Below are 21,186 nucleotides of genomic sequence, written 5' to 3' on the forward strand. Positions count from 1 at the left end.
ACAGGGACCCGTGCAGCCCCACGATCAGAGCGGTTCGATATCGCCCTCGGCGCGCACCGCATGGAACCCTGCCTGCCAGTCCGAGAACCGGCCCGCAGCGATGGCCGCGCGCATCTCTGCCATCAACTCCTGGAAATAATGCAGGTTGTGCCAGGTCAGGAGCATCGACGAGATGATCTCCTGCGCCCGGAACACATGGTGCAGATAGGCGCGCGAATAATTGCGGCAGGCCGGGCAGGAACAGGCCTCGTCCAGCGGGCGCGGATCGTCGGCATGGCGGGCGTTCTTGATGTTGACGACGCCGCGCCGGGTGAAGACCTGCCCGGTCCGCCCCGAGCGCGAGGGCAGCACGCAATCCATCATGTCGACACCGCGCGCGACCGCGCCGACGATGTCGTCGGGCTTGCCCACGCCCATCAGATAGCGCGGCCGGCCCTCGGGCAGGAAGTCCGTGGCATAGTCGAGCACGCCGAACATCGCCTCCTGACCCTCGCCCACGGCAAGCCCGCCAAGCGCATAGCCGTCGAAGCCGATCGCGGTCAGCGCCGCGGCCGATTCCTCGCGCAGCTCGCGGGTGACGCCGCCCTGCATGATCCCGAACAGCGCATGGCCCGGGCGCTCGCCGAAGGCCTGTTTCGAGCGTTCGGCCCAGCGCATCGACAGCCGCATCGCGCGCGCGACCTCGGCCTCCGAGGCGGGCAGCGCCGGGCATTCGTCGAAGCACATCACGATATCCGAGCCCAGCAGGCGCTGGATCTCCATGCTGCGCTCGGGGCTCAGGACATGGGTCGAACCGTCGATATGCGACTTGAAGCGCACCCCCTCCTCCGACATCTTCCGGAGCCCGGCCAGGCTCATGACCTGGAAGCCGCCGGAATCGGTGAGGATGGGCTTGTCCCAGTGCATGAAGCCGTGCAACCCTCCGAGACGGGCCACCCGCTCGGCCCCGGGCCGCAGCATCAGGTGATAGGTATTGCCCAGAAGGATGTCGGCGCCGGTCGCGGCCACGCTTTCGGGCAGCATCGCCTTGACCGTGGCGGCAGTGCCCACCGGCATGAAGGCGGGGGTGCGGATCGTGCCGCGCGGGGTCGAGATCGCGCCGCTGCGCGCGGCCCCGTCAGTGGCATGAAGAGTGAAACCGAATGTCGTCATGGGCGTTGCCATAGCAGCCCGGCGCGGCCAAGGACAGAGGCTCCGGCGCGCCACCCGATACGGAAATCACCGGCCCCGGGACGTTCGACCGCTTGTGCCCCCGGGGCGGGCTTCGATAACAGGGGCCGACGATTCCAGCCTCCCCGCAGGACGGGGGGCCGGTCGCCCCACCACCGCACAGGACGATCCGCATGACCGAGCACACAGACCCCGCGCTGCCGGGCTTTCGCCTTGGCTGGGAGGAATGGGTTTCGCTGCCCGATCTCGGGCTGCCCGCAATGAAGGCCAAGGTCGATACCGGCGCCAAGACCTCGGCGCTGCATGCCTTCGACATCGAGCCCTTCGGCCCCGCCTCGCGGCCCAAGGTCCGCTTTGCCGTGCATCCGATCCCCGGGCGCGAGGATCTGTCGATCCCCTGCTCGGCCGCCATCGTCGACCGCCGCGAGGTGACCTCGTCGAACGGCGATTCCGAATGGCGCTATGTCATCGCCGCCGAGATCGTGGTGGGCGGACGGCGCTGGCCGATCGACCTGACCCTGACCCACAGGGGCGGCATGGCCTACCGCATGCTGCTGGGCCGGCAGGCTCTGGGCGAGGACGTGATCGTCAGCCCGGGCGACAGCTTCTGCCAGCCGGTCCTGTCCTATGACGTCTATCACAGCCAGCGGGTGCGCGAGGTGGCGCCCGCGCGGGTGCTCAGGATCGCCGTGCTCAGCCGCGAGCCGCACAACTACTCGACCGCGCGGCTGGTATCCGAGGGCGAGGCGCGCGGCCATGTGGTCGAGGTGATCGATACCGCGCGCTGCTACATGGCGCTCGATGCGCTGGCGCCCGACGTGCATTACGACGGCACCCGCCTGCCCCGCTATGACGCGATCATCCCGCGGATCGGCGCCTCGGTCACCGCCTATGGTACCGCCGTGATCCGCCAGTTCGAGACCATCGGCACCTATTGCGTCAACGGCTCGGAAGGCATCACGGCAAGCCGTGACAAGCTGCATGCCCATCAGATCCTCGCCCGTCACCGGATCGGCATGCCCACGACCGCCTTTGCCGCCTCGCCCAAGGATACCGGAAACCTGATCTCGCTGGTGGGCGGCGCGCCGCTGATCGTCAAGCTGCTGGAATCGACGCAGGGAAAGGGCGTGGTGCTGGCCGAAACCAACAACGCGGCCTCATCGGTGATCTCGGCCTTTCGCGGGCTCAAGGCCTCGTTTCTGGTGCAGCGCTTCATCAAGGAGGCGGCCGGCGAGGATATCCGCTGCCTCGTCGTCGGCTCGAAGGTCGTGGCGGCGATGAAGCGGACCGGGGCCGAGGGCGATTTCCGCTCGAACCTGCATCAGGGCGGCCATGCGGTCACGGTGAAGATCACCCCGCAGGAACGCGAGACCGCGGTGCGCGCGGCCCGCGCCTTCAAGCTCAACCTCGCCGGGGTCGACCTGCTGCGCGCCCATGACGGGCCCAGGGTGCTCGAGGTCAATTCCTCGCCCGGGCTCGAGGGGATCGAGAAATCCTCGGGCAAGAACATCGTCGGGCTGCTTTACGACGAGATCGAGAAGCGGGTGCGCCCGCTGCCGGTGCCGAAGGGCCGCCGCCGGCGCTAGGCCCGCCCGGGCCCCGGTCAGAGTTAGGCCAGAATTCGGGCCGCGTCCGCTCAGCGTTCGGTCAGTTTCAGCTCGATCCGGCGGTTCTGGGCCCGGGCCTCGGGGCTCTTGCCCGGGGCGACGGGCTGATACTGCCCGAAACCCGCCGCCGCCAGCCGGTCGGGCGGGAAGCCCAGATCGTCGATCATGTAGCGCACCACCGACAGCGCGCGGGCCTGGCTCAGCTCCCAGTTATCGGCGAAATCGGCACCCCGGATCAGCGGCACGTCGTCGGTATGGCCATCGACGCGCAGGATCCAGTCGATATCGGGCGGGATCTCGTCCGCGACCCCGCGCAGGATCGCCACCACATTGGAGATCTGCGCGGCGCCATCGGTCGAGAGATCGGCCTTGCCGGTCTCGAACAGCACCTCGGAGGAAAAGACGAAGCGGTCGCCGACGACCCGCACGCCCTCGCGCCCGGCCAGCAAGGCCCGCATCCGCCCGAAGAATTCGGAGCGGTAGCCTTCCAGCGTCTTCTTCTCGGCCGCAAGCCGCGCCGCCTCTTCCTCGGCCTTGCGCCGCGCCGCCTCTTCCAGCTTCGCGCGTTCGCGCTGTTCCGAGGCCACCCGCGCCAGCGCCGCATTCAACTTGCTGCCCAGCGTCTCGATCTGCACCCGCGCGGCCGCGTCACGCTCCTGGGCATCGTCCAGCAGGCCCTGCAGCTTGCCCAGCTGACCACGCAGCGCCGCCATCTGCCGGTTCAGAAGCGCCACCTTGCGCTGGCTCTCGGCCGATTTCGCCTCTTCCTGCCCGAGCGTCTCGTTCGCCACCGCCAGCAGCGCCGCGCGCCGGTCGGCCTCGGACAATGCCTCCCCGGCCTCGGTCTCGGCCTTCTCGCGCGCCTTGTCGGCCGCCGCCAGCAGGGTCAGTGTCTCCTCGGCCCGCTGCCGCGCCTGTTCCAGCGCCAGGCTCATCGCACTCAGCTCGTCCTCGGAACCCGCGAGCTTGTCGCGCAGCGCGGCCGCGGCCGCCGCCTCGGCCAGACGATCCTTCTCGGCCTGCGACAGCGCCGCCTCCGCGCGCTCGACCTGGCCCTGCAGCGCCGCACGCGCGGTCTCGGTCTCGGCGTTCCGGGCCCGCAGATCGGCCACCAGCGCCTCCAGCGCCTCGCGCCGGGCCGCGGCCAGCCGGGCGGCCTCGGTCCGGGCATCGACCTCCTGGCGGGTCGCGGCCAGCGCCGCCTCCAGCCGGTCGCGGGTGCCCTCGAGCTCGGCCACGTCGCCTTCGAGGGCCTCGCCGCGCGCCTGCGCCGCGTCGCGCTCGGTCACAAGCCGAGCCAGGCGGTCCTCGATATCGCCGATCCGGGTCTCGGCCGCCGCCAGATCCGCCTCGCGCGTCGAAAGCCGGTCGGTAAGGGACGCGATCAGCGCCGCCTGCGCCTCGGCATCCGACCGCGCCGTCGTCAGCGCCGCGTCCAGCTCGCCCACCTGCTCTTGCAGACCCGAGGCGCGGCGGCGCTCCATGCCCAGCGCATCGGCCAGGGCCGACAGCTCGGCATTCAGCTCGGTCAGCTCGCTTTCCTGCCCGGTGATGGTCTCGCGCAGCATCTCCTGCACCAGCATGAAGATCGACAGCACGAACATCAGGACAAGCAGCAGCGCCGTCATCGCATCGACGAAACCCGGCCAGATCATGGCCTGGAACCGTCCGCCGCTGCGCCGCGTCAGGGCCATCTCAGCCCCACCGCTCGCCCTCGGGCGCAAGCCGCGACAACGCCCGGCCCAGCGCCGCCAGATCGCCCCGAAGATCGGTCACGGTTTCCTGACGCCCGGCGGAAATCTCCTCGAGGATCCGCAGAAGCTGCACGTCGATCGAGCGCAGCCGCATCCGCGCCTCGGCATCGGCCAGCGCGCCCTCCTCGCCCATCCGCGCCTCGATGGCGGCGGTCGCGCGGGCCTGCCCCTCGGCCACCCGCGACAGCGCGTCCGTCACCGCGCGGGTATCGTCAAGCTGGCGCTCCATCGCCGCGCCCAGCGTGTTGACCGCCTCGACCAGCGTGCCGACCCGGCTTTCCAGCGCCACGCGCTCGCCCTCGGATTCGGCAAAGAGCGTATGCAGCCCTTCCATCTGATCGGCCAGCCGGTCGAGCGTGGCAGCGAGCAGCCCGACCTCGGCGCCGCCGCCCTCGCCCTCGCTCTCGCCGGTCGAGAAGCCGAGCCGGGTAATCGAGGACAGCCATTCCTCGAGCTCCTGATAGAAGCGGTTCTGGCCATGCCCGGCGAAGAGCTCGAGCAGCCCCACCACCAGCGAGCCCGCCAACCCCAGAAGCGACGAGGCGAAGGCCGTGCCCATGCCGCCAAGCTGGCTTTCGAGCCCGACCATAAGCCGCCCGAACACCTCGACCCCGCCCTCGCCATCGCGCGGCGCGAGCGAACGGATGGTGTCCACCACCGCGGGCACCACCGTCGCCAGCCCGTAGAAGGTGCCGAGAAGCCCCAGAAAGATCAGCAGGCTGGACAGATAGCGGGTGATGTCGCGCTGTTCCTCGATCCGGGTCGCGACGGAATCGAGGATGGTGCGGGCCGAGGCGGTGTTGATCTGCATCCGCTTGTCGCTGCGCTTGCGCAGCAATGCCGCGAGCGGCGCCAGAAGCTTCGGCGCCCGGGTCAGGCCATGGCCCGGAACACCGCCCGCGAAATCCTCGATCCAGCGCACCGAGGCCCCCAGCTGGACCACCTGCAGAAAGCAGGTCGCGACACCGATCAGAAAGACGACGACGATGGCCCCGTTCAGATAGGGGCTGGCCAGAAAGACAGGCGCCACCTGCGGATAGGCCAGATAGGCCCCGACTGCGAAAAACAGGCAGGCACTCGTCATCAGGACGGCCTGCCGCCTCGGTCGGGAAAACTGCGGCTCTGCCTCGCGAGGGGTCTTGTCCATGGGATTGGGTTCTGGCCCGGTCATTTTCTGGGCAGAGACTAGGCCAAGCAGGGTCATCCCACAACAATCAATCCGGTTTCAGCGCTCTGACCCTGTCGGCGAGCCAGTCGAGATCGGGGTCGGACAGGCCCATCCCGGCCAGATGCGCCACGGTGTTGAACAGGTATTCGTCATTCGGCCCCATCCCGCCCCGGGCCCGGGCGATGATCTGCGCCTGCTCCTCGAGCGGCAGCCCGCCGCAATACTGCACATGATCGGGGTCGATCACATAGGCCAGCGCCCGCAGCCTGCCGCCTTCGGCCGGAACCAGATCGAGCTCGACCTCGAAATAGGCGGCCGAGATCAGTTCGCGTTCGCGCAGCGCCGCCAGCGTCCCGGCCTCGGTCCCCGGCGCGGCGCGCAACGCCACCCCCTGGCAACTGCCCCCGGGCGCGGCATCGAGCGCCAGCACCAGCCCCGGCTCGGTCTCGCTGCCGCGATGGTGGATCGAGCGCATGCAGAAGCTGCGATGCCAGCCGTCGAGCCGGGCCAGCCGCCGCTCGGCCACCTCGAAGCCGGGCTTCCACAGAAGCGATCCATAGCCGAAAACCCACAAGCCGTCCTGCATCATCTGGTCCTTTCCCGTTCCCCCCTGTTACCCTCATCGGGGCATGGGACGAAAGGGGGCCCGCGATGCGGTTTTTGCTGTCTCTGGCGCTGCTGGCCGCGCTGGCCTGGTCGGGCTACTGGGCGCTGGCCGCGCGCGGGATCGAGCGCGGGCTGGCGGGCTGGCTCGACAGCCGCCGTGCCGAGGGCTGGGCCGCCGATGCGGGCCGGATCGCCGTGACCGGATTTCCCACCCGCTTCGATACCCGCCTTGCCCCGCTCGAGCTCGCCGATCCGGATAGCGGGCTGGCCTGGTCTATGCCGGAATTCGGCTTTTCCGCGCAGAGCCACCGCCCGCAGCGCCTCATCGCGCACTGGCCCGAGACCCAGCAGATCGCCACCCCGTTCGAGCGGATCGCGGTCACCGCCGAGGCGATGACCGGCGCCCTTGCCTTCCGGCCGGGACTGACCTTCGAGCTGGCCTCGGCGACATTTTCGGTGGGCGCCTTCGGGATGGTCTCGGATGCCGGCTGGCGGGCCTCGATGGATGGCGCCGGGTTCGCGATGGCCGCGGTCGAGGACCGGCCCGGGGCCCAGCATCTGCGGTTTTCGGCCAGCGGGATGCGCCCGCCCGCAGGGCTGGTCGCGACGCTCGACCCGGCGGGTCTTCTGCCGCCGGTCTTCCAGCGGGTCTCGGTCGAGGCGGTGGCGGTCTTCGACGCGCCCTGGGACCGGCGCGCGCTCGAAGAGCGGCGGCCGCAGCTCCGGCGGGTCGAGATCGGGCGGCTCGACGCACAATGGGGCGATCTGGCGCTGCAGGCGGCGGGCAGCTTCGATGTCGATGCCGAGGGCCAGCCCTCGGGCAGCCTCACGCTCCGCGCCACCAACTGGCGCGAGATGATCGCCATCGCCCGCAACTCGGGCCAGCTGCCCGCGGCACTTGCCGACCGGCTCGAGGACGCGCTGGGTCTGCTGGCCGGGCTTTCGGGACGCCCCGACATGCTGGACGTGCCGCTGCGCTTTGCGCTGGGGCAGACTTGGCTCGGCCCGGTTCCGCTGGGGCCCGCGCCGAATTTCAGGCTGCGCTAGAGGCCGTGCCCCGGACCGGGCCGGGCCAAAAATGCCCGGCGTAAACAGGCTCAGCGGCAATAGGCGCCGCTGCGATAGCGCGCCGTGTCGACATGGATATGGTCCTGATGGAACCGGTCCGCGCCCGGCCCCAGCACGGTGCCGAAGGGTCCGCAGGCGGCGTGGTGGATCTGTTTCAGCACCCCGCCCTGAGACGGATCCTTCCAGCCGTCAAGCACGCTCAGCGATCTGCCATTGCGCAGCGTCACCGCGCCGATATCGACCGCATGGCCCCGGCCATGCTCGGAGATCTTCGCGCCCTTCTGGTTGTTGCGCGGGCGGCAGACGTAATGGGCGAAGACCCTCAGCGACGCGACCCCGCCGCCCAGCCGGCCCACCGCAGGCTTGATGCCGTTGCTGACCCAGGACCTAAGCGCCCGTGCGGTTTCGCAATCGACGGTGACGGGCTGGCTCAGCGCAACGCCGTCGACCGCACGCACCCGCACCGGCCGGTCGACCCCGCAGCCCGCGATCCGGCCCGCGATCGGGGCGATCATCTCGCCCGCGATCGCCGGGTCGCCGCAGACCGCGCCCCGGCGGGGTGTCAGAACCCCGGAGGGCTGGCTGCGCGGGCCCGCGGACGCAAGCGTGACCAGCCGACCGGAGGGGCGCGGCGCGGGCCGCAGCGAACGCTCGAGGCCGGAACCTGTCGCCTGCGCAGGAACGCCCGGGGAGGTCTCTGCCAGCCTGGCAAAGATCTCTCCGGGACGGGCATTCGGCCTTGTCGGCACGGCCTCAACCGGAAGCACGACCCGGACAGCCGCCGCGCGCGGCTTGGGGCGCGAGACACTATCGGAACTGACAGCACTCCCCGCTCCGGCGATCAGGACCAGCGCAAGAGCGAGGCCGGGCCACCGCATCAGGTCCGGGTCCTGGCACCGCGGCCGAAATCGGGGGCTTCGGTATCCTGGCCTGCCTCGATGATGCCACGGCGAATGGCGCGGGTCCGGGTGAAGTAATCGAAAAGCTCCTCGCCCTGCCCGGTCCGGATCGCCCGCTGAAGCGCGAACAGCTCTTCGGTGAAGCGGCCGAGGATTTCCAGCGTCGCTTCCTTGTTGGTCAGGAACACGTCGCGCCACATGGTCGGGTCAGAGGCCGCGATCCGGGTGAAGTCGCGAAAGCCCGCGGCCGAATACTTGATGACCTCGCTGTCGGTCACCCGGCGCAGGTCGTCGGCGACGCCGACCATGGTATAGGCGATGAGGTGCGGCACATGCGAGGTCACCGCCAGCACCAGATCGTGGTGGTCGGGATCCATCTCCTCGACATTGGCGCCCATGCCTTCCCAGAGCTGCCGGAGGCGCCCAGTCGCGGCCGGATCGGTGCCCGGCACCGGTACGATCAGGCTCCAGCGGTTATCGAAGAGCTCGGCAAAGCCCGAGCGCGGCCCCGAATGCTCGGTCCCGGCCAGCGGGTGGGCGGGGATGAAATGAACGCCCTCGGGCACATGCGGCGCAACCGTCTCGATCACCGCCCGCTTGACCGAGCCGACATCGGTGACTGTGGCGCCCGGCGCCAGATGCGGGCCGATCTCGGCCGCGACCGCGCCCATCGCCCCGACCGGCACCGCCAGCACCACCAGATCGGCGCCCTCCGCGGCCTCGGCTGCGGTCTCGACCACATGGTCGACCAGCCCGATATCAGCCGCGACGGCGCGGGTCTCGGCCGAACGCGCGGTGCCGACGATCTCGCCCGCGAGCCCCGCCCGGCGCATCGCCAGCGACATCGAGCCCGCGATCAGGCCCAGCCCGATCAGCGCGACCCGGTCGTAGAGCGGGCTGGTCACCGCGCCCCCTCTTTGAAGGCCCGCACCGCATGGGCCACCCGGCGGCAGGCGGCCTCGTCGCCGACGGTGATGCGCAACGCATGGGGCAACTTGTAGCCACCGACACGGCGCACGATCAGCCCCTGCGACTTGAGATAGGCATCGCAGGCCTCGGCCTCGGCGGCATCGGCAAAGCGCGGCAGCACGAAATTGGTAAAGGTCGGATCGGTCGGCACACCGGCCTCTGTCAGCGCCTCGGCCAGCCAGGCCGCGAGCCGCGTATTCTCGGCCCGACAGCGGGTCACGAAGGCCTGGTCGCGCACCGCCGCCTCGCCGGCCTCGAGCTGGGCCTGACCGAGGTTGAAGGGGCTCCGGACCCGGTTCAGCACGCCGATCACCTCGGAGGCGGCATAGGCCCAGCCGACCCGCAACCCGCCGAGACCATAGATCTTCGAGAAGGTCCGGGTCATCACCACGTTATGGTGGCGATCGACCAGGGCGCGGCCGCCATCGAAGCCCTCGACATATTCGGCATAGGCCGCGTCGAGCACGAGGACCACGCTTTCGGGCAGGTTTTCGGCCAGCCGCCGGGTCTCGGCCTCGGGGATCATGGTGCCGGTGGGGTTGCCGGGATTGGCCAGAAACACGATCCGGGTCCGCTCGGTGACCCCGGCAAGGATCGCGTCGACATCGACGGTACGCTCGACCTCGTCGACCTCGACCGGGGTCGCCCCCGCCGCCAGCGCCGAGATCCGGTACATGGCAAAGCCGTGCCGGGTATGGATCACCTCGTCGCCGGGACCGGCATAGGCCTGGCAGAGAAAGGCGATGATCTCGTCCGAACCGACGCCGCAGATCACCCGCTCGGGGTCGAGATCGTGCGTTTCGCCGATGGCGGCGCGCAGCTCGGCATGGTCGGTCGAGGGATAGCGATGCAGGCTGTGCACGCAGCGCGAGAAGGCCGCCCTGGTCTTCTCGGACGCACCGAAGGGGTTCTCGTTCGACGAGAGCTTGACGACGTCGGTCATCCCCTCGATCTTCGACTGCCCGCCCTGGTAGAGGGCGATTTCAAGAATTCCGGGTTGGGGGGGGATCTTGGTCATGGCGGTGTCTCCTTGGCGCGCATCCCTAGCCGACGGCAAAGGCCAAAGCCAGTCCCAAATACCCCCGGCCCGGCACCGTCGGGCCGGCACGGCCGCGGCGCGCTCAGCTCTTCCTGGCGCGGGCCGAGAGCCAATCCATCGCCGCCAGCAGCACGCCCGACAGCACGAAGACCATGTGAATCAGAACCAGCCAGAACAGCTCGGTATTGCCATAGACCGCATCGGCCTTGGCCTGCCCGATCTCCATGAAGCGCTTGAGCAGGTGAATCCCCGAAATCGCCACGATCGAGGCGATCAGCTTCATCTTGAGACCCGAGAAATCGACCGTGCCCATCCAGTCGGGACGGTCGCTGTGATCGCCGATATCAAGCTTCGAGACGAAGTTCTCGTAGCCCGAGAACAGCACGATCAGAAGCAGGTTGGCCGCCAGCGTGAGATCGATCAGCGTCAGCACCGCCAGGATCGCGGTCTCGCTCGACATCGTCAGCACCTGCGGCGCGTAATAGGCGATCTCGCGCAGGAACACGACGACCAGCATCGCCAGCGACACCACGAGCCCCAGATACATCGGCGCCATCAGCCAGCGCGAGGCGAATAGGCCGCGCTCGAAGACCTGTTCGGCAGTGGGTTTGTCGGCCATGATCGCGCCTCCCGCAAAGCACCCCGTCGCGCGGCCCATAGCGCGCCGCCCGGATTCGGACAAGCCGCAGCGCCCCCTCGCCCCCGGCACCGGACCGCGCCCCGGTGCCGCAGGCGCCGGAAGGGCCAGGCGCAACGCAAAGGACCCGCCCTGCGCGTGGCAGGACGGGTCCGAAGCTCGGGATAGGGCGCGGAACCTTAGTTCTGCGCGTAGAATTCGATGACGAGGTTCGGTTCCATGATGACCGGGTAGGGCACGTCGCCGAGACCCGGGATGCGCACGAAGGTGGCGGTCATCTTGGAATGGTCGGCCTCGATGTAATCGGGCACGTCACGTTCGGACAGCTGCACCGCTTCGAGAAGCACGGCCAGTTGCTTGGACTTCTCGCGGACCTCGATCACGTCGCCTTCCTTGACCCGGTAGGACGGGATGTTGACGCGCTGGCCGTTCACGGTGACATGGCCGTGGTTCACGAACTGACGGGCGGCGAAGATGGTCGGCACGAACTTGGCGCGGTAAACCACGGTGTCGAGGCGGCGTTCCAGCAGGCCGACCAGCAGCTCGCCGGTATCGCCGCGCTGACGCTCGGCCTCGGCGAAGATGCGGCGGAACTGTTTCTCGGTCATGTCGCCATAGTAGCCTTTCAGCTTCTGCTTGGCGCGCAGCTGGATACCGAAGTCGGACAGCTTGCCCTTGCGGCGCTGACCGTGCTGGCCGGGGCCGTATTCGCGGCGGTTGACCGGGGACTTGGCACGGCCCCAGATGTTTTCGCCCATACGGCGGTCGATCTTGTACTTGGCAGACGTGCGTTTGGTCACGGCTGATCTCCTTCAAAAGGGCGCCGCCCTTGGGCGGCAATGAAGGGCGTTGTCCTCTGGACCCGTTCCGGAACGGCCCGGACCCTGACAGGCATCCCCTTGCGGGGGCCACCAACACCAATGGAAATCCCGGCCGCAGGGGCCGGAATGGCGCGCTTATACAGGGGTGCCTTCCACTGTCAAGCGCCGAGCGCCCGGATCGCGGCCTCGGCGGCCATCATCCCCATCCGGCGGACACTGCGCTCGCCCAGCGCCGCGGCATGGGGCGACAGAAGCGCATTCGGCAGCGCGAGAAGCGGGTCGGAGGGCGGCAACGGTTCGGTTTCGAACACGTCGAGCCCGATGCCGCCCAGCCGGGGCGCCGCCGCGACCAGCGCCGCCTCGTCGACGATGCCGCCCCGCCCGGTATTGATGAGGATCGCGCCCTCGGGCAGCGCGGCCAGTTCGGCCGCACCGATCAGCCCGCGCGTGCCCTCGTTCAGCGGCAGATGCAGGCTGAGGATCTGCGCCGCGGGCAGCGCCGCCGCAAGATCGCGCACCACCGGCAGGCCCGCCTCGTCAGCGCTCAGCCGCCGGTGCCAGAGCGTGACCTCGATGTCGAAGGCCCGCGCCAGTTGCGCGACCCGCTGGCCGATCGGCCCGAAGCCCAGAATCAGCATCCGCTGGCCCGACAGCTCGACCGGCGCCAGCCGCTCGATGTTCTCGAACCCCGTCCGCGCGACCCTGTCCATCGCCACCGCCCGCCGCGCCAGCGCCAAAAGCAGCATCATCGCATGCTCGGCCACCGCATTGGCATTGGCCCCGGGCGTGTTGAAGACCGGAATGCCCCGCCGCTCGGCCTCGGCCAGGGGAATGTTGTCGGTCCCGACCCCGTGCTTGCAGATCGCCCTTAGCTGGGGCGCCCCGGCGATCATCCCGGGGCTCACCACGAAGGTGCGCAGGATCCAGGCCCGCGCCGCGGCCAACCCGGCTGCGGGATCATCGTCCCGCCAGCCGCAAGAGACGCTCAGCCCCGCCGAAGCCAGCAGCGCCAGCGCGTCGGGATGGATCGGTTCGGTCACATGCACATCAGCCATGATCGCCCTATGCGTCGCCCGCGCGCCGAATGCAATCGCCCCGGCCCCGGGACGCGCTATAGTCGGGTCATGAGCGTTCTGAGCGTCACCGGGCAAGGGCTTTACTGCCCCGCGGGCGATTTCCACATCGACCCCTGGGCGCCGGTCGACCGGGCGCTGATCACCCATGGCCATGCCGACCATGCCCGTCCCGGCCACCGCCGCTATCTGGCGACCGACACCGCCGCCCCGGTGATCCGCCACCGGCTGGGCGCCATCTCGCTTGACACCATCCGCTATGGCGAGACCCGCCGGATCGGCGCGGCAACGGTCTCGTTCCACCCGGCGGGCCATGTGCCGGGCTCGGCCCAGATCCGGGTCGAGCACAAGGGCGAGGTCTGGGTCGTCTCGGGCGATTACAAGCCCGAACCTGACGGGCTGTCCGAACCCTTCGCGCCGGTGCCCTGCCACACCTTCATCAGCGAATGCACCTTCGGGCTGCCGGTCTTCCGCTGGCGCCCGCAACCCGAGGTGATGGCCGAGATCCGCGACTGGTGGACAGAGAACGCGGCCCTTGGTCGGGCCAGCCTTCTGGGGGCCTATGCGCTTGGCAAAGCGCAGCGGCTGCTGGTGGGGCTTGGCGACGGCGCAGAACCGGGGGCGGGCCCGATCCTGACCCATGGCGCCATCGAGGCCACCTGCCGGGTGATGCGCGCGCAGGGGCTCGCCCTGCCCGACACGGTGCCGGTCACGCCCGAGACCGATCCGCGCGCCCATCCCGGCGCGCTGGTGCTGGCCCCGCCCTCGGCCCTCGGCAGCGCCTGGGCGCGGCGCTTCGGGCGGGCCTCGACCGGGCTTGCCTCGGGCTGGATGGCGCTGCGCGGCGTGCGGCGGCGACGCGCGGCCGAACGCGGCTTCGTTCTGTCCGATCATGCCGACTGGGACGGGCTCAACGCCGCGATCCGCGCCACCGGCGCCGAGCGGGTTCTGGTCACCCATGGCTATACCGGCCCGTTCCGGCGCTGGCTGGCAGAGCAGGGCTATGACGCGGGCATCGTCGCCACCGCCTGGGAGGGCGAAACGACCGAAGGTGACGTCGAATGAAGCGCTTCGCCGCTCTCTATACCGCGCTCGACCGCACCCCCCGCACCACCGCCAAGGTCGCGGCGCTGGCCGCCTATCTCACCGAGGCGCCCGAGCCCGACCGGCTCTGGACCGTGGCGCTTCTGTCGGGACGGCGACCGCGCCGGGCGGTGACCGCGACGCGGCTGCGGGAATGGGCGGCCGAGCGGGCGGGCCTGCCGCTCTGGCTGTTCGAGGAATGCTATCCGGTGGTGGGCGATCTGGCCGAGACCATCGCGCTGGTCCTGCCTCCGCCCGGCACGGGCAGCGACCGGAGCCTGTCGGCACGGATGACCGACATCCTCGCCATGGCCGCGATGGACGAGCCTGCCCGAAAGGCCGCGATCCTTGACGCCTGGGACAATCTCGGCGGGCCTGAGCGGTTTCTGTTCACCAAGCTGCTGACCGGCGGGTTTCGCGTCGGCGTCAGCCAGACCCTGATGACCCGCGCGCTGGCCCGCGCCACCGGGCAGGACGAGGCCGAGCTGGCGCACCGGCTGATGGGCGACTGGACCCCCGCGACGACAAGCTGGCAGACGCTGATCGAGGCGCCCGACCCGGCGGCGGCGCTGTCGCGCCCCTATCCCTTCTATCTGGCCTATCAGATCGAGGGCCCGCCCGAGGCGTTGGGCGTGCCCGCCGACTGGATCGCCGAATACAAGTGGGACGGCATCCGCGGCCAGCTGATCGCACGCGGCGGAACGCATTTCCTCTGGTCGCGCGGCGAGGATCTGATCACCGGGCGCTTCCCCGAACTGGCCGTCGCCCGCGATTTCCTGCCCGCAGGCACCGTGCTCGACGGCGAGATCCTGGCCTGGAAGGATGGCCGTCCCCTGCCCTTCGCCGCGCTCCAGACCCGGATCGGGCGGAAGACCGTGTCGAAACGGCTGCTGGCCGAGACCCCGGCCGCATTCATCGCCTATGATCTGCTGGAAGACGGTGGCACCGACCTCCGCCCCCGCCCGCTGGCCGAGCGCCGCGCCCGGCTCGAAGAGATCATCGCAGGGGGGCCGCCCGGCGGGCCGCTGCGCCTGTCGCCCAGGCTGTCCTTCGGGACCTGGGAAGATCTGGCCCGGATCCGCGAAACCGCGCGCAAGGCCGAGGCAGAGGGCGTGATGCTGAAACGCGCGGGCGCCCCCTATCTGGCCGGACGCAGGAAAGGCGACTGGTGGAAATGGAAGCTCGACCCGCTGACCGTCGACGCGGTGATGATCTATGCCCAGGCAGGCCACGGGCGGCGCGCGACGCTTTACACCGATTTCACCTTCGCGGTCCGGGACGGCGATGCGCTGGTGCCGGTAACCAAGGCCTATTCCGGCCTCACCGACGCGGAATTCCGCGATATCACCGCCTGGGTGCGCAAGAACACGCTTCAGCGCTTCGGCCCGGTGCGGCAGGTGGCGCCCGAACTGGTCTTCGAGATCGCCTTCGAGGGCATCCGCGCCAGCCCGCGCCACAAGTCGGGCCTTGCCCTGCGCTTTCCTCGGATGGCGCGCTGGCGGCGCGACAAGCCCGCGTCAGAAGCCAATACGCTCGACGATCTGAAGACCCTGCTGGCGACGCGCGAGCGGGGCGCGCGCGAGCCGAAAAACAGCCCCGCGCTTGAACCTCCGCCCCCCGGTACTCTATCTCTGGATCAAGACAACGAATGAGGATCGCCGATGCGCATCACCCCGCCCGCCCCCGTCTTCGACGCCAATGCCAGCGCCGGCGGCGCGCTGGGAGACCTGCCCGAATGGGATCTGTCCGATCTCTATGCCGCGCCCGACGCGCCCGAGATCGCCCGCGACATGGACTGGCTCGAGCAGGAATGCGCGGCCTTCGCGGCCGATTACGAGGGCAGGCTGGCCGGGCTCGATGCTGCCGGGATGCTGAACTGCATCACCCGCTACGAGGCCATCGACCGTGTGGCCGGGCGGATCATGTCCTATGCCGGGCTGCGCTACTACCAGAACACCATGGATGCCGGCCGCGCCAAGTTCCTGTCGGACTGTCAGGACCGGATCACCGGCTATACCACGCCGCTCGTGTTCTTCTCGCTGGAATTCAACAGGATCCCGGAGGACGCCTATGAGGCGCTCTTTGCCGCCGATGCCGCGCTGACGCGCTACAAGCCGGTCTTCGACCGGATGCGGGCAATGCGGCCCTACCAGCTGTCGGACGAGCTAGAGAAATTCCTGCACGACCAGTCGGTGGTCGGTGCGAGCGCCTGGAACAAGCTGTTCGACGAGACCATCGCCGGGCTGGAATTCGAGGTCGAGGGCGAGGACGCGCCGCTGGGGATCGAGGGCACGCTGAACCTTCTGACCGATCCCGCGCGCGACAGGCGCGAGGCCGGGGCCCGCGCGCTGGCCGAGGTCTTCGGCGCCCATATCAAGACCTTCGCCCGCGTCCACAACACGCTGGCCAAGGAGAAGGAGATCGAGGACCGCTGGCGCAAGATGCCGACGCCGCAGACCGGGCGGCACCTGTCGAACCATGTCGAACCCGAGGTGGTCGAGGCGCTGCGCAATGCCGTGGTCGCGGCCTATCCCAAGCTCTCGCATCGCTATTACGCGCTGAAGGCGAAATGGCTGGGGCTCGACAAGCTGCAGGTCTGGGACCGCAACGCGCCGCTGCCGATCGAGGAACCGAAGACGGTCGGCTGGGACGCTGCCAAGGCCACGGTGATGGAGGCCTATGCCGAATTCTCGCCGAAGATGGCCGAGATCGCGCAGCCCTTCTTCGACAAGGGCTGGATCGACGCGGGCGTGAAGACCGGCAAGGCCCCCGGCGCCTTCGCCCATCCGACGGTGACCGACGTCCACCCCTATGTGATGCTGAACTACCTGGGCAAGCCGCGCGACGTGATGACGCTGGCACATGAGCTGGGGCACGGCGTGCATCAGGTGCTGGCCGCCGGTCAGGGCGAGCTTCTGGCCTCGACGCCGCTGACGCTGGCCGAGACGGCATCGGTCTTCGGCGAGATGCTGACCTTCCGCAAGCTGCTGGCGGGCGCCACGGCCACGGCGCAGAAGAAGACGCTGCTGGCGGGCAAGGTCGAGGACATGATCAACACGGTCGTGCGCCAGATCGCCTTCTACGATTTCGAATGCAAACTGCACGAGGCGCGGCGCGGCGGCGAGCTGACGCCCGAGGACATCAACGAGATCTGGATGAGCGTGCAGGGCGAGAGCCTCGGGCCGGTCTTCGAATTCATGCCGGGCTACGAGACCTTCTGGTCCTACGTGCCGCATTTCGTCCATTCGCCCTTCTACGTCTATGCCTATGCCTTCGGCGACGGGCTGGTGAACGCGCTTTACGCGGTCTACGAGGAAAGCGGCGCGGGCTTCCAGGAGAAGTATTTCGAGATGCTGAAGGCGGGCGGTTCCAAGCACCACAAGGAGCTGCTGGCGCCGTTCGGGCTCGATGCCTCGGACCCGGCCTTCTGGGACAAGGGGCTGTCGATGATCTCGGGCATGATCGACGAGCTGGAGGCGATGGAGGACTGACCCCGCGCCTCATTGCCGGGCGGCGCGTCCTGCGCCACCCGGCCCGATCGGGCCCGGGACCGGCTTATTTCCAGTCGGTCCAGGGGAAGGGCTTCGCTTCGCCCGCCACCGTCAGGTAGCGCGCGGCAATCGCCATCCAGTTGGCGAGCTTGTCGCCGAATTCTGCAATCCGCTCGTTCTCTTCCTTGGCGAAGAGCAGCCAGCCGAATTGCAGCACCGCCGCGATGATCAGGATCAGCTGCGCGGCATAGAAGAGGGCCAGCATCAACAGCATCCAGCCCCCCCGGATCAGCGCAGGACGGTAGCCCTTGTCCTGGGCATCCGATGCCCGGGCGCCATCGCTCAGCGTCGAGTTGGTATCGGTCATGGGTCCAGCCTCCGATATGACCGCATCCCCGGGACGCCCCTCGCCCCTGCCTCAGAACACGATCACCTCCTCGAAATGGCGAGGCAGGTCCTCGGCTGCAACCCCCACGATGTCCTTGTTGAGATCGACCGCAAGCGCGCGTTCCAGCGAGCCCTCGATCCGGTTGCGCAACTCGCCAAGCATCTTCGGCGGCGCCGCCATCACGAAACGGTCGTAATCGCCTTCGGCCCAGACCTCGGCGGCGATCTCCAGCACATCGGCCGCGAAGCTTTCGCGGTTCTGGACCCGCAGGCTTGTCGGCGGCTCCATCGCGTGATGTCCGGCCGTCGCGCCGCCCTGGTCGCGGCCGCGCCCGTCGGCATATTCGATCTCGCGTGCCTTCGAGAACCGGGTCACTTCGGCAAGCCCCTTGCCGGTCCCGCGATTGACCAGCAGACGCGCGTCGCGCTCGTTGGCGACGAGAACCAGTGTCTTGAACGGTATCATGGCCTCCCCTCCTGTCGGTTGACACCCTCTCAACACGGCCCGCACGCCAGAGGTTCCTCCGGGCCCGGCCCGCAGCCCGGAGGAAACGAGGCGCGGCCGCGCTTCAGCCGGGGCTCAGCCCGCGCATCTTCTCCGAGCGCCGCCGCAGGATCTCGACCGCGGTCAGAAGCCCGATCGAGACCACCACGAGGATCGTCGCGACCGCAAGGATGGTCGGGCTGATCTGCTCGCGCAGCCCGGTGAACATCTGCCAGGGCAGCGTCTGCTGGTTGGCCGAGCCCACGAACAGCACCACCACCACCTCGTCGAAGGAGGTGATGAAGGCAAACAGCCCCCCCGAGACGACGCCGGGCAGGATCAGCGGCATCTGCACCTTGAAGAAGGTCGTGACCGGGTTCGCGCCGAGACTGGCCGAGGCCCGGGTCAGCGAGGTGTCGAAGCCCACCAGCGTCGCTGTCACCGTGATGATGACGAAGGGAATGCCCAGCGCCGCATGGGCCAGCACCACGCCGATATAGGTGCCCTGCAGCCCGATCCGGGAATAGAAGAAATACATCCCCGCCGCCGAGATGATCAGCGGCACGATCATCGGCGAGATCAGGATCGCCATGATCGTGCGCCGGAAGGGCACATGCTCCTGGCTGAGCCCCACCGCGGCCAGGGTGCCGAGCGAAACCGCAAGGAAGGTCGCGGCAGGCGCGATCTTGACCGAGTTCCAGAGCGCATGCTGCCAGGAATTGCTGGTGAAGAACTCGCGGTAATGCTTGAGCGAATAGCCCTCGGGGTCGAGCGCCAGCATCTTCGGCGTGAAGGTGAAGAAATTCTCGGCGTTGAAGCTGAGCGGGATGATCACGAGGATCGGCGCGATCAGGAAGAAGAAGATCAGCCCGCAGATCACGTAGAAGGCATAATGCCAGATCCGCTGACCGGTCGTGGCATAGGGGGGAAGGTCCATCTGTGACATGCGCGTTATCCCAGGCTCACATTGTCGATGCCCACGAGCTTGTCATAGGCCCAGTAAAGGATCAGCACGACGCCCAGCAGGATCGAGCCCAGCGCGGCCGCGAGGCCCCAGTTGAGCGAGCTGGAAATGTGATAGGCGATCCGGTTCGAGATGAAGGTGCCGTTGGTCCCGCCGACCAGTTCGGGCGTGATGTAATAGCCGATGGCCAGGATGAAGACGAGGATGCAGCCCGCGCCGATGCCGGGCACCGATTGCGGGAAATAGACCCGCCAGAACGCCGTCCAGTTGGTGGCGCCGAGGCTTTTCGCGGCCCGCAGGTAAGAGGGCGGGATGGTCTTCATCACCGAATAAAGCGGCAATATCATAAAGGGCAGCAGGATATGCGTCATCGCGATGATGGTGCCGGTCTGGTTGTTGATCAGGATCAGCCGACCGCTGTTCGACACGATCCCGAGCCAGACCAGGATGTCGTTGATCACCCCCTGTTGCTGCAAGAGCACCTTCCAGGCCGAGGTCCGAACCAGAAGCGAGGTCCAGAACGGCAAGAGCACCAGGATCATCAACAGGTTCGAGGTCCGGAGCGGCAGGTTCGACAGCAGATAGGCAATCGGATAGCCCAGCAGCACGCAGGAGCCCATGATCATCAGGCTCATGAACAGCGTCCGTTCGAACAGCATGATGTAGATCTGCCGGTCCTCGGGCTGGGCGGCAATCCCGTCGGCGGTCAGTTGCAGATCGACCGCATTCAGGAAATAGCCCGGCGTGTAGTCGGGCGAGAAGGCCTTGATCGTGCCCCAGACCCCGGGATCTGCCCAGTCCTTGTCGGCTTTCAGATAGAGCCCGGACAGATCGACCGGGGCGAAGCCCTCGACCGCGTCATGGGCGGCATCGAGCATCGCCCCGGCCTCGGGACCGAGCCGGGCCACCGCGCCCGGCCCGATATGCAGAAGATCGCGGTAAAGCGCCAGATAGACCGGCGCCCAGGGCGCTTCGGCAGCCGGATCGTCGCCATCCTCGAGCTGAACGATGCGGGCGAATTGGGCATAGGCGCTGGCGGTTTCGGGCAGCACCTCGCCGACCCCGTCCCCAAGCACAAAGAGCGGCTGGCTCTGGGTGAAGGGCTCGCCCGCGGTCTTCGCGGCATCGCGGGCGGCGGCCCAAGCGCGATAGGTCGCGGTCCAGTCCGGATCGGCCATCAGCGCGACCCAGGTCGCGGGGTCTTCCCAGACCGGATCGACCGCGACGAACTGGTCGCGATAGCTCTCGCCGAAATCGTCGACCCGCCGGCCGGTCTTGCGGAACAGCGAGGAAATGCCGGAATATTCGTAATTCAGCCGCGAGCCGAGCCGGGTATGCTGCTTGCGCTCGGCGGCGGCGACCAGATCATAGGTGAAGGCCGCCAGCACGCGGTCCGAGGGCATCTGCCCGCTGTCGGGGTCGTAGTCCCGGATCGCGCGGGCGGTGCGCGGCAGCGTGTCCGAGACGATCTGGTTCTCGACCGAGCGGAACAGCATGTCGGCGATGGGGGCGATGAAGGTCACCAGCACGAAGACCAGAAGCGGTGCGATCAGCATCAGCGCGCGCAGCTTCTGGGCCCGGAGCGCGCGGCGCAGGCTGCGCTTGAGCGGCGCGCCATCGGCGGCGAGGACAGGGCCCGGGGCGGCGGTATCGGTGGCGGGTCCGGTCATGCCACGCCCTCGACCAGAACCACGTCGCTTGTCGCGGTGGCGTGACGGATCGCGGCCACGTCCTGATATTGCGGCGAATGGAAGGCGCGTTTCGCGGCCTCGAAATCGGGGAACTCGATCACCACATGGCGATCCTTCATCGGCCCTTCGGGCGCCTCCGAGGCGCCGCCCCGCACCAGGAATCTGCCGCCGAAGCTTTCAAGGATCGGCGTGTCGCGCTCGACATACTCCTGGTAGGCCTCCGGGTCGATCACGGTGATATGGGCGATGATATAGCCTTTCGGCATCTCGCACGT

General features: G+C 68.6%; 19 protein-coding genes and 1 pseudogene. 5 read left to right on the forward strand and 15 right to left on the reverse strand.

Going from position 1 to position 21,186, the window contains the following annotated elements; genetic code table 11:
- Positions 1 to 24: 24 nt before the first annotated feature.
- Positions 25 to 1,152, reverse strand: coding sequence for a tRNA guanosine(34) transglycosylase Tgt (tgt, locus tag B5V46_RS15550; RefSeq protein ID WP_080618084.1), 1,128 nt, complete (start codon positions 1,150 to 1,152; stop codon positions 25 to 27).
- 191 nt (positions 1,153 to 1,343) lie between these two features.
- Here tgt and rimK point away from each other — a divergent pair, with 191 nt between their 5' ends.
- The gene (gene rimK / locus B5V46_RS15555) at positions 1,344 to 2,756 is read left to right on the forward strand and encodes a 30S ribosomal protein S6--L-glutamate ligase (protein WP_080617442.1); all 1,413 of its coding nucleotides are present in this window, start codon (positions 1,344 to 1,346) and stop codon (positions 2,754 to 2,756) included.
- Between the two features lie 50 nt (positions 2,757 to 2,806).
- Here the strand turns inward: rimK and B5V46_RS15560 are convergent, their stop codons facing one another.
- From B5V46_RS15560 to B5V46_RS15570, 3 genes are all read right to left on the reverse strand, one after another.
- Entirely contained in the window at positions 2,807 to 4,471 is a 1,665-nt protein-coding gene (locus B5V46_RS15560) for a peptidoglycan -binding protein (protein ID WP_080617443.1), read from the reverse strand.
- 1 nt (position 4,472) lies between these two features.
- Positions 4,473 to 5,678 (reverse strand): biopolymer transporter ExbB, encoded by a 1,206-nt coding sequence (locus B5V46_RS15565; protein WP_080617444.1) that lies wholly within the window; start codon positions 5,676 to 5,678, stop codon positions 4,473 to 4,475.
- 67 nt (positions 5,679 to 5,745) lie between these two features.
- On the reverse strand, positions 5,746 to 6,285 hold the full coding sequence (locus B5V46_RS15570) for a gamma-glutamylcyclotransferase (RefSeq protein WP_080617445.1): 540 nt from the start codon (positions 6,283 to 6,285) through the stop codon (positions 5,746 to 5,748).
- A gap of 65 nt (positions 6,286 to 6,350) precedes the next feature.
- On the opposite strand from B5V46_RS15570, the gene B5V46_RS15575 reads away from it, so the two are divergent.
- Entirely contained in the window at positions 6,351 to 7,352 is a 1,002-nt protein-coding gene (locus B5V46_RS15575) for a DUF2125 domain-containing protein (protein ID WP_080617446.1), read from the forward strand.
- Positions 7,353 to 7,402: 50 nt separating this feature from the next.
- On the opposite strand, the gene B5V46_RS15580 is transcribed toward B5V46_RS15575, so the two are convergent.
- From B5V46_RS15580 to B5V46_RS15605, 6 genes are all read right to left on the reverse strand, one after another.
- The gene (locus tag B5V46_RS15580; protein WP_080617447.1) at positions 7,403 to 8,251 is read right to left on the reverse strand and encodes an extensin family protein; all 849 of its coding nucleotides are present in this window, start codon (positions 8,249 to 8,251) and stop codon (positions 7,403 to 7,405) included.
- Complete coding sequence (locus B5V46_RS15585) at positions 8,251 to 9,177, reverse strand: prephenate/arogenate dehydrogenase family protein (RefSeq protein WP_080617448.1); 927 nt, start codon at positions 9,175 to 9,177, stop codon at positions 8,251 to 8,253. The genes B5V46_RS15580 and B5V46_RS15585 overlap by 1 nt, the downstream gene beginning before the upstream one ends.
- Positions 9,174 to 10,259: a histidinol-phosphate transaminase gene (gene hisC, locus B5V46_RS15590; RefSeq protein WP_080617449.1), complete on the reverse strand. Its 1,086-nt coding sequence runs from the start codon at positions 10,257 to 10,259 to the stop codon at positions 9,174 to 9,176. Before hisC ends, B5V46_RS15585 begins: the two co-directional genes overlap by 4 nt.
- Positions 10,260 to 10,362: 103 nt before the next feature.
- A complete protein-coding gene (locus B5V46_RS15595; protein ID WP_080617450.1) occupies positions 10,363 to 10,899 on the reverse strand; it encodes a TIGR00645 family protein in 537 nt (178 codons plus the stop codon).
- A 197-nt stretch (positions 10,900 to 11,096) separates the two neighbouring features.
- Positions 11,097 to 11,717, reverse strand: coding sequence for a 30S ribosomal protein S4 (gene rpsD / locus B5V46_RS15600; protein WP_080617451.1), 621 nt, complete (start codon positions 11,715 to 11,717; stop codon positions 11,097 to 11,099).
- A 179-nt stretch (positions 11,718 to 11,896) separates the two neighbouring features.
- Positions 11,897 to 12,793: a D-isomer specific 2-hydroxyacid dehydrogenase family protein gene (locus B5V46_RS15605; protein WP_080617452.1), complete on the reverse strand. Its 897-nt coding sequence runs from the start codon at positions 12,791 to 12,793 to the stop codon at positions 11,897 to 11,899.
- Positions 12,794 to 12,862: 69 nt separating this feature from the next.
- Between B5V46_RS15605 and B5V46_RS15610 the strand changes: the two genes are divergently transcribed.
- From B5V46_RS15610 to B5V46_RS15620, 3 genes are read left to right on the forward strand one after another with little or no spacing between them, the layout of a single operon-like run.
- Positions 12,863 to 13,876 (forward strand): ligase-associated DNA damage response exonuclease, encoded by a 1,014-nt coding sequence (locus B5V46_RS15610; protein ID WP_080617453.1) that lies wholly within the window; start codon positions 12,863 to 12,865, stop codon positions 13,874 to 13,876.
- On the forward strand, positions 13,873 to 15,546 hold the full coding sequence (locus B5V46_RS15615) for an ATP-dependent DNA ligase (protein ID WP_080617454.1): 1,674 nt from the start codon (positions 13,873 to 13,875) through the stop codon (positions 15,544 to 15,546). Before B5V46_RS15610 ends, B5V46_RS15615 begins: the two co-directional genes overlap by 4 nt.
- A 9-nt stretch (positions 15,547 to 15,555) precedes the next feature.
- Complete coding sequence (locus B5V46_RS15620; protein ID WP_080617455.1) at positions 15,556 to 17,385, forward strand: M3 family oligoendopeptidase; 1,830 nt, start codon at positions 15,556 to 15,558, stop codon at positions 17,383 to 17,385.
- A gap of 64 nt (positions 17,386 to 17,449) precedes the next feature.
- On the opposite strand, the gene B5V46_RS15625 is transcribed toward B5V46_RS15620, so the two are convergent.
- The 5 genes and pseudogenes from B5V46_RS15625 to B5V46_RS15645 form a co-directional block, all read right to left on the reverse strand.
- Positions 17,450 to 17,752, reverse strand: coding sequence for a DUF4389 domain-containing protein (locus B5V46_RS15625; protein WP_080617456.1), 303 nt, complete (start codon positions 17,750 to 17,752; stop codon positions 17,450 to 17,452).
- Between the two features lie 51 nt (positions 17,753 to 17,803).
- Positions 17,804 to 18,238 (reverse strand): host attachment protein, encoded by a 435-nt coding sequence (locus tag B5V46_RS15630; protein ID WP_080617457.1) that lies wholly within the window; start codon positions 18,236 to 18,238, stop codon positions 17,804 to 17,806.
- Between the two features lie 103 nt (positions 18,239 to 18,341).
- Positions 18,342 to 19,193: pseudogene (locus B5V46_RS15635) on the reverse strand (ABC transporter permease); the annotation flags it as partial.
- Between the two features lie 14 nt (positions 19,194 to 19,207).
- Positions 19,208 to 20,890, reverse strand: coding sequence for an ABC transporter permease (locus B5V46_RS15640; protein ID WP_080617459.1), 1,683 nt, complete (start codon positions 20,888 to 20,890; stop codon positions 19,208 to 19,210).
- Positions 20,887 to 21,177 (reverse strand): DUF1330 domain-containing protein, encoded by a 291-nt coding sequence (locus tag B5V46_RS15645; RefSeq protein WP_080617460.1) that lies wholly within the window; start codon positions 21,175 to 21,177, stop codon positions 20,887 to 20,889. The genes B5V46_RS15640 and B5V46_RS15645 overlap by 4 nt, the downstream gene beginning before the upstream one ends.
- Positions 21,178 to 21,186 lie beyond the last annotated feature (9 nt).

This window comes from Rhodovulum sp. MB263 (genome assembly GCF_002073975.1).
In the GTDB taxonomy this organism is placed as follows: domain Bacteria; phylum Pseudomonadota; class Alphaproteobacteria; order Rhodobacterales; family Rhodobacteraceae; genus Rhodovulum.

Coding starts and splice junctions, on each gene's coding strand:
- B5V46_RS15575 (WP_080617446.1), top strand. CDS start 6,351: ATGCGGTTTTTGCTGTCTCTGGCGCTGCTGGCCGCGCTGGCCTGGTCG.
- B5V46_RS15625 (WP_080617456.1), bottom strand. CDS start 17,752: ATGACCGATACCAACTCGACGCTGAGCGATGGCGCCCGGGCATCGGAT.
- B5V46_RS15605 (WP_080617452.1), bottom strand. CDS start 12,793: ATGGCTGATGTGCATGTGACCGAACCGATCCATCCCGACGCGCTGGCG.
- B5V46_RS15640 (WP_080617459.1), bottom strand. CDS start 20,890: ATGACCGGACCCGCCACCGATACCGCCGCCCCGGGCCCTGTCCTCGCC.
- hisC (WP_080617449.1), bottom strand. CDS start 10,259: ATGACCAAGATCCCCCCCCAACCCGGAATTCTTGAAATCGCCCTCTAC.
- B5V46_RS15615 (WP_080617454.1), top strand. CDS start 13,873: ATGAAGCGCTTCGCCGCTCTCTATACCGCGCTCGACCGCACCCCCCGC.
- tgt (WP_080618084.1), bottom strand. CDS start 1,152: ATGACGACATTCGGTTTCACTCTTCATGCCACTGACGGGGCCGCGCGC.
- B5V46_RS15645 (WP_080617460.1), bottom strand. CDS start 21,177: ATGCCGAAAGGCTATATCATCGCCCATATCACCGTGATCGACCCGGAG.
- B5V46_RS15620 (WP_080617455.1), top strand. CDS start 15,556: ATGCGCATCACCCCGCCCGCCCCCGTCTTCGACGCCAATGCCAGCGCC.
- B5V46_RS15565 (WP_080617444.1), bottom strand. CDS start 5,678: ATGGACAAGACCCCTCGCGAGGCAGAGCCGCAGTTTTCCCGACCGAGG.
- B5V46_RS15630 (WP_080617457.1), bottom strand. CDS start 18,238: ATGATACCGTTCAAGACACTGGTTCTCGTCGCCAACGAGCGCGACGCG.
- B5V46_RS15560 (WP_080617443.1), bottom strand. CDS start 4,471: ATGGCCCTGACGCGGCGCAGCGGCGGACGGTTCCAGGCCATGATCTGG.
- B5V46_RS15570 (WP_080617445.1), bottom strand. CDS start 6,285: ATGCAGGACGGCTTGTGGGTTTTCGGCTATGGATCGCTTCTGTGGAAG.
- B5V46_RS15595 (WP_080617450.1), bottom strand. CDS start 10,899: ATGGCCGACAAACCCACTGCCGAACAGGTCTTCGAGCGCGGCCTATTC.
- B5V46_RS15580 (WP_080617447.1), bottom strand. CDS start 8,251: ATGCGGTGGCCCGGCCTCGCTCTTGCGCTGGTCCTGATCGCCGGAGCG.
- rimK (WP_080617442.1), top strand. CDS start 1,344: ATGACCGAGCACACAGACCCCGCGCTGCCGGGCTTTCGCCTTGGCTGG.
- B5V46_RS15610 (WP_080617453.1), top strand. CDS start 12,863: ATGAGCGTTCTGAGCGTCACCGGGCAAGGGCTTTACTGCCCCGCGGGC.